A 6,620-nucleotide genomic window follows, 5' to 3' on the forward strand; every position below is an offset into this window, starting at 1 on the left:
CCTCCGGGGTGAAAGGCTCGTGGAAGTCCTTGATGGTGTAGTAGCTCACGTTGTCCCGGTACTTGGAGGAGAAGCCGGCGATGGCGTAGGGATCCCCCACCTCTTCCATCGCCTCGGCGAAGAGCAGGATGCCGGCCCGGATGCGATCCACGAGGCGCCCCTGCTCCCCCGGCAGTTGCTGCATGACTGAGGTGGAAAGATCGGCGAGCAAGGTCACCGAAATGTCCCGCTCCTGCCGTTGCCGCTGCCGGTAGACCCGGGGCAAAGGAAGGCGGCCCGCGCGCTTCTCTGTGACGAAGCTGACGGCAGCGTCCACATCCACCTCCTCCCCTTCCCATTGACGCTGGCGGGGAGCGAGCCGAGTGGGCTTCTGGGCCTGAATTGCCCGCTTCAAGCGGGCGGCCGCTTCTTTATAGACGGCGATCAGCCGCTCTGCCTCTCCCAGGTTGGTCTCGGAGAGGCGCCGCTCCTGGACCCAGGCCCAGCGGGCTTTATAGCGCCCCTCCCGGTAGTCCCATTCCGGATAAGGCACGCCCCGCTCCTGGGCGCGGTGGGGCCCGGCCCCGGCAGAAGAGTTTTGCGCCCGCCGACCCAGCGCGCCTCCCAGTCCCGCTGCGGCCTGCCCCATTGCCGCTTCGAGAGGGGTCGGTTGGGCGCCCGCGGCCTCCTCCTGCGGCGCATCCCGCCCCATCCCCACGGGTCCTTCCCGGACCGGTGCGTTCGTCTCCCCTTGTCCTTGCGCCGCCCGGGACCGGTCCTCTGCGTCCTGGGGATAGAACCCTCGACCGCCGTGGGGGGAGCGCCCGGGCAGATAAGCCTGCTGGACATCTTCCTCCGTCAGAAGCGGAGGAAAAGCATTGCCCGCGGAAAGCCGCTTCGCTGCCTGGAACGCGTCCACCACGGTGGCGCTATCGTCGGTCAAGGGGCGAAGGCACTCCTCCCATTGGAGCTCGGCCCGCCGCGCGGAGCCGACCGCAGCCTCATCTAGGGCAAGGCGCAGGCTGTCGAGGGCCGCCCGGTAATAGGGTGCAGCCGGGCCTGCCGGCATGGGCCGCCGCTCAGCCAACCGCACCAGCCGCCGCAGATGGTTGGGAATGCGTCGGCTCAGGCGGACGTCGACCCGCAGGTCCTCGCACAGGTCGAACAGGAGTTGGAAGCGGGGCGCATCCTCGCCGAACGCCGCGAAGAGCGGATCCAGGCTGGACCGCAACCCGGCGGAAAGGGGGCTGGGGTCCGCGCCGGCGGCGGCAAACAGGGCCCGCATCGGGGCGAGCTCAAAAGAGCCGCAGGCCGCGTGGCCGGCGTTGTGCAGCAGGCCCACGACGGCCTCTTCCCGTTCGGGCAAGGCGACCGGCAGGTACACGGCCTGCCCGTCGGTCTCCACGAAAGCTCGTCCCTGGTCTGGTGACCAGGCGCTCTCCCGCACCGACGGAGGCGCTTCGAACCAGACGGCGAGCAGACAGTTCATCAGCCGTAGATGCTCGGCCACCCGATAGCCCGGCACCTGCTCCAGCAGGATCTGCAAACTTTCCTCGGATTCCAGCCGAAAATAGGCCTCTCCCCGCAGCCGTCCCGCCTGCAGGAGATCTGCGCCCCGCTGAGCCCAGGGCAGCAGGGCCTGGGGCCCGAGGAGGTTACGCACCTTGAGGGCACCGGGCAAATAAGCGGTCAACATCAGACGCCGGGTCTCGTAGAGCTCCTCCGCCGGCTGGGTGATGTGCTCCACTCCCGTGATCCCCTGGCGACCCGCCAGGTCTGCCACTGGGGTACGGAAGTAGAGGATGCCGCTTTCCAGGTGCCGGCGACACCAGAGGAGGCCGATCTCGGCCCAGCGCGCCTCGCCCGCATGCCCTAGAGTGGCAAAGGCCTGGGGCAGGTTTTCCATGAAACCCTCCACCGCCCGGGCCGGCGCTCGAAAGTCGAGAAACGTGAGCGCCTGGGAAGTCCAGGAAAGCACCGTCTCGGACATGCGCTCGGCCTGCGGGCTCAGGCGGATGAATGCCTTGCCTGCCTCCCGGTCGTGGAGGAAGAGCGCCCGGCAGGCGGCCAGCCAGGCGCAAGCGGTCGCTTCGCCATGGCGCCGGATCGCAGGCAAGACGCCCACCGCATCCCGGTGGGCGACGAAGCTCACTCGAGACAGCTCCTGCAGCAAGTCGTCAAGGTCCTGCGGCAGATCCATCACGCCTCAATGCGCCTGGCGCTTCCCCCGGCGGCGCAGAACGATCCACACCATCACCCCCGCAGCCGCCATGAGCCCGAACACCGCCGCTTCGAAACGCTCCAGATCCCGCACCAGGAGCTCCAGCGCCTGGCCGAAAAAGTAGCCGGTGCCCGCCACCAGGGCGGCCCAGAGGACGGCGCCCGCTAGATTAAGCGCGAGAAAGCGGCGCGAGGGCACCGCGCTCAGTCCCAGCGCCATCGGACCGATCACCCGCATCCCATAGACGAAGCGTAGCGCCGGGATGAGCGGCGTATGGAAGCGCAAAAGCAATCGGCGCACGGTCTCGGTGCGCTCGCGCAGGGACGGAAACCGCTCGAGCAAGGCGCTCCCATGCCGCCGGCCCAGATGGAAGTACAACTGATCGCCGGCAAAGCTTCCAAGGAAGGCGACCGCCATGACCTCCGGCAGGCTGAGATAACCCCGTTGGGCAGCGAAACCCGCCATCAGCAGGATGGTCTCGCCCTCGAGAAAGGTTCCGACGAAAACGGCCAGGTAGCCGTAGTCGCGAATGAAAGATTCGAGGCTCACGGCGTGCGGCCCGCGGCGGCCCTACTCGAAATAGGCACGCACGATTTCCATCAAAGCCTCGGCCAGCTCCACGTCGTCGGTCACCGGGTTGACCATGGCCACGCGGCAGGCTTCCATCGGCGCAAGCCCCGCTGCCATCATGCTGGCGGCATAGACGAGGGCGCGGGTGGAGGTCGCCTCCTCCAGCCCGTGATCCTTAAGAGCGCGGGCCCGCGCGCCCGCCGCCACCAGCTTGCGGGCGAGCTGAGGGTTCAGCTCCGGAACTTCGTTTGCGAGGATGCGCAGCTCCAGCGCCTCGTCCGGAAAATCGAACTGGATGCCGATGAAGCGCTGCTTGGTGGAGGGCTTCAGGTCTTTGAGCACCGTCTGGTAACCCGGATTATAGGAGATGACCAGCATGAAATCCTCGTGGGCCTCGATCTCTTGGCCTTTCTTCTCCAAAGGCAGGCGCCGCCGGTGGTCAGTCAAAGGATGGATCACCACCGTGGTATCAGTGCGCGCCTCCACGATCTCGTCCAGATAACAGATAGCCCCCGCCTTGACCGCCCGGGTGAGGGGCCCGTCTTGCCACACGGTCTGCTCCCCTTCCAGCAGAAAGCGGCCCACCAAGTCGGCGCTAGTCAGGTCTTCGTGGCAGGCTACCGTTACCAGCGGCCGGTTCAGGCGCCAAGCCATATATTCCAGGAACCGGGTCTTGCCGCAGCCGGTGGGCCCCTTGAGCATCACCGGCAAGCGCTTGCGCCAGGCCGCCTCGAACACCTGGATTTCGTTGCCCTGGGGCTCATAATAGGGCGGGTCGCCCCGCTCGGGCGCCTGCAGGATGTCGCGCTCCACGCCGCGCAGGCGATTGACGAGTTGCTTCATGGCTTCCTTCGGCTTGACCGCGTCGGTCCTGGGAGCAAACCGCGCTTTTCCTATGCTGCAATGCGGCCTTCGCGAATGCAACGGGTCTTGAAGAAAAGGTGGAGGTGCCGGGCGGTACGCACCGCCATCTTTTCCGGCACCGCCGGCAGGGCGTCCGCCCGCCCGAGAGCCAGGCAGTTGCGGTAATAGATGAGCTCTCGCAGGTTGTCCCGGATGGTGTTCCAGAAAGGCTCGCCCTTGACCAGAACTTTCCACACCTCCAGCAGGTCGGCCCCGTCGGGAGGCAGGGGTTTGCGCCCCTCGTCCCGGAGATAGGCCACCATGAGCTGCCTCGCGATGGCGATCGCCCGCTCTACCGTCTCCTCCACGGGCGGTAGACGCCCTTCCTGGGCCTGGGCCTCCAGGGCAGCCAGGGCCCGATCGGTTTCCTCGAAGGCTTGCACGAGGGTGGATGAGTCGGACATCGACGCACGCTCGGTCAAAAATGGGATAGGATTAGCATTCGCTAATATATGCATTCTACGCTCGTTCTTCGCGTTGGGAAATCCACAGGAAACCCTGCCCATGAAACCCCTGGTGAAACTCGTCAAGCTCAACCGCCTGGCCTACAACCCCAACCGGGATCCCCAAGTCTACCGCCGCTGTCCCGGGCAGCCCTTCCATATCGAGGCTCTGCTCGACGGAAGCGGCCGTGCCCGCTGCCGGCTGACGGACGAACGCGGCGCCCTCCTGGCCGAGGCCGACGTAGCGCTTCCCGGCACCTTCGCCCATGAGCTTGTCTATGCCGAGCCGGGGGTGCGCATCGTCACCCTGACCTGTGAAGGTGAGGGCCAGCGTTTCACTCAGGACCTGCGGCTGGACGTGCTGGCGCATGCCTGGGTAGGCTAGCCTGACGCTTGCCTTCCTTCCCCTCCCTACGCCATTTTCCCCGACCCCTCGTGCAAAGCCTGGGCGGATGACGCTCATTCCTTGACCTGAGCCGGTCATCGGCCCGCCTCGCTTGCGCCGGCCCGTCCGTGCTAGCCTCCCTTGCTCGGGCAAGCGGGCAATTGCTGTTGGGTTCCTGGGGCATGGGCGCGAAAAAGCTCTTGATCGGCATCGGCATAGGGCTGCTCTTGCTGCTGGTGGCAGCAGGGGTGGCGGTGCGCGCGATCGACCTGGACCGTTACGCGGCCCTGGCGATCGCGAAGGTGAAGGAAGCCACCGGGCGCGAGCTCGCCTTCGAGGGCCGGCCCCAATTCACGCTGTCCTGGTTCCCCACCCTGGTGGTGGAAGGCGTACGCTTCCAGAACGCCCCCTGGGGCTCGCGCCCGGACCTGGCGCGGATCAAACGCCTGGAGGTGCGCCTCGCGTTGCTGCCTTTGCTCACCGGCGACGTGGTGCTCGAGCGGCTAGTGCTGATCGAACCGGATATCTTGCTAGAAACCAATGGCAAAGGCACGGGCAACTGGGTCCTGGAGCTCAGGCCCTCCGAGCCGCCGGCGGAGCCGCGGGCCCATGTCCCGCCCGTGGAAATCCGGCAGGTGCGCATCGAGCGGGGGGCGCTCTCCTACCGGGACGGACGCAGCCGACGCACCCTCCGGCTGGCCCTGGAGGCATTGGATCTCGAGTCCTCGAGCCGCTATCAGCGCGTCCGGGTGTCGGCGCGGGGAACTTACAACGGTGTGTCCGCGGCGCTCCAGGGCGAGCTCAGCAACCCCCTCGCCTTCGGCACGCGAGGCGCCCTCGCGCCCCTGGCGCTGGCACTCACTGTGCAAAATTCCAAGCTCACCGCTCGGGGAACCGTTCCCCTCTCGCCCCGCGTCGACGGCATGGACCTTGAGGTGCGGGCCGAGGTGCCGGATCTCACTCCCATCGCCCGGATCGCCGCCACCGAACTACCTCGGCTTCCCCCGCTGCACCTGGAAGGCCGCATCACGGGAAATGGAGACTCGATAGGGGTGGAGCGCTTCCAGGCAGCCATCGGCAAGAGCACTCTGTCGGGGGCCGCGCGGCTTGCCCTCGCCGGCGAGCGGCGTGAAGTCTGGGTAAAGCTCGCCTCCCCTCTCCTGCATCTCGCCGAGATCCATGCCGCGGGGCGCACCCTCGCCGCCAAGGCTGGCGGGCAACCGGGGGCAGAGGATGGGCGCGTGTTTCCGGCCACACCCTTTCCCGGGGCGACCCTCCAAGCACTCCAGGGGGAAGCGACGCTGGAGATCGCGAGGCTCGTCCTGGCAGAAGGCAAGACGGTGGAAGGGCTCCAGGCCAGGCTGCGCTTCCAGCACGGGCGCATGGTCGCCGACCCGGTGAGCCTGCGGCTGGGCGCAACCGATCTGCGACTCCATCTCACCGCCGATGTCAGCGCCGGCAAGACCCTCGCGGTTGACGCCCGGCTGGAGGGCTCGGGACTGGACGTAGATGCTCTGCTCGCCCTCCTGGGAAACCCCGGCGTGGTCTCCGGCGCCAAGGCGGACGTGGCCATCGGCCTGCGGGGGAGGGGCGAGTCGCTGCGCAGCCTGATGGCCAATGCAGACGGCCAGGTGCGGGTGGTCCTGGGGCCGGGACGGGTCAAGACCCGGGCCTTGGACCTGGGGGCCGACATCACCGAGCTGCTCAACGCCCTCAATCCCGCCCGCAAACAGGAGCCCTACACCGAGTTGAAGTGTGCCGTGGTGCGCTTCCCCATCCAGCGGGGCATCGCCCGCATCGACAACGGCATTGGCCTGGAGACGGACAAAGTCCACGTGATCGGCGGCGGCGCCATCAACCTGCGGAACGAGACCCTGGACCTGGGCTTTCGGCCCAAGGCCACCACGGGGCTAGGTCTCGGGGCAGGACAACTAGCGAGCCTGGTGCGCCTAGGGGGAACGCTGGCCGAGCCGCGGGTGGAAGCCGACGCCCGGGGGGTTGCCACCGCCGCAGCCACCGTGGGCGCGGCCATTTTGACCGGGGGGCTTTCCCTCATCGGGCAGACGCTGCTCCTCGAGTCGGTGCCGCCCAACCCCTGCCAAGTGGCCCTGACGGGCAG

Annotated in this window: 6 protein-coding genes; 2 read left to right on the forward strand and 4 right to left on the reverse strand. The window is 67.5% G+C overall.

What is annotated here, in order from left to right:
* The 4 genes from V7Q81_RS13690 to V7Q81_RS13705 form a co-directional block, all read right to left on the reverse strand.
* The coding region (locus tag V7Q81_RS13690; RefSeq protein ID WP_333844293.1) for a nitric oxide reductase activation protein NorD at window positions 1-2,179 on the reverse strand (2,179 nt) is incomplete at its 3' end.
* A 6-nt stretch (window positions 2,180-2,185) separates the two neighbouring features.
* The gene (locus V7Q81_RS13695) at window positions 2,186-2,749 is read right to left on the reverse strand and encodes a DedA family protein (protein WP_333844295.1); all 564 of its coding nucleotides are present in this window, start codon (window positions 2,747-2,749) and stop codon (window positions 2,186-2,188) included.
* A 21-nt stretch (window positions 2,750-2,770) separates the two neighbouring features.
* Entirely contained in the window at window positions 2,771-3,613 is an 843-nt protein-coding gene (locus V7Q81_RS13700; protein WP_333844297.1) for a CbbQ/NirQ/NorQ/GpvN family protein, read from the reverse strand.
* Between the two features lie 50 nt (window positions 3,614-3,663).
* Entirely contained in the window at window positions 3,664-4,077 is a 414-nt protein-coding gene (locus tag V7Q81_RS13705) for a hypothetical protein (RefSeq protein WP_333844299.1), read from the reverse strand.
* Between the two features lie 100 nt (window positions 4,078-4,177).
* Here V7Q81_RS13705 and V7Q81_RS13710 point away from each other — a divergent pair, with 100 nt between their 5' ends.
* Window positions 4,178-4,501 (forward strand): hypothetical protein, encoded by a 324-nt coding sequence (locus tag V7Q81_RS13710; RefSeq protein WP_333844302.1) that lies wholly within the window; start codon window positions 4,178-4,180, stop codon window positions 4,499-4,501.
* A 182-nt stretch (window positions 4,502-4,683) separates the two neighbouring features.
* A partial coding sequence (locus V7Q81_RS13715; protein WP_333844305.1) for an AsmA family protein occupies window positions 4,684-6,620 on the forward strand: 1,937 nt, incomplete at its 3' end.

This window comes from Pelomicrobium sp., assembly GCF_036803785.1.
Taxonomy (GTDB): domain Bacteria; phylum Pseudomonadota; class Gammaproteobacteria; order Burkholderiales; family UBA6910; genus Pelomicrobium.

Excerpts from the sequence above, each read along its gene's own strand:
- V7Q81_RS13700 (WP_333844297.1), bottom strand. The coding sequence starts at position 3,613 with ATGAAGCAACTCGTCAATCGCCTGCGCGGCGTGGAGCGCGACATCCTG.
- V7Q81_RS13705 (WP_333844299.1), bottom strand. The coding sequence starts at position 4,077 with ATGTCCGACTCATCCACCCTCGTGCAAGCCTTCGAGGAAACCGATCGG.
- V7Q81_RS13710 (WP_333844302.1), top strand. The coding sequence starts at position 4,178 with ATGAAACCCCTGGTGAAACTCGTCAAGCTCAACCGCCTGGCCTACAAC.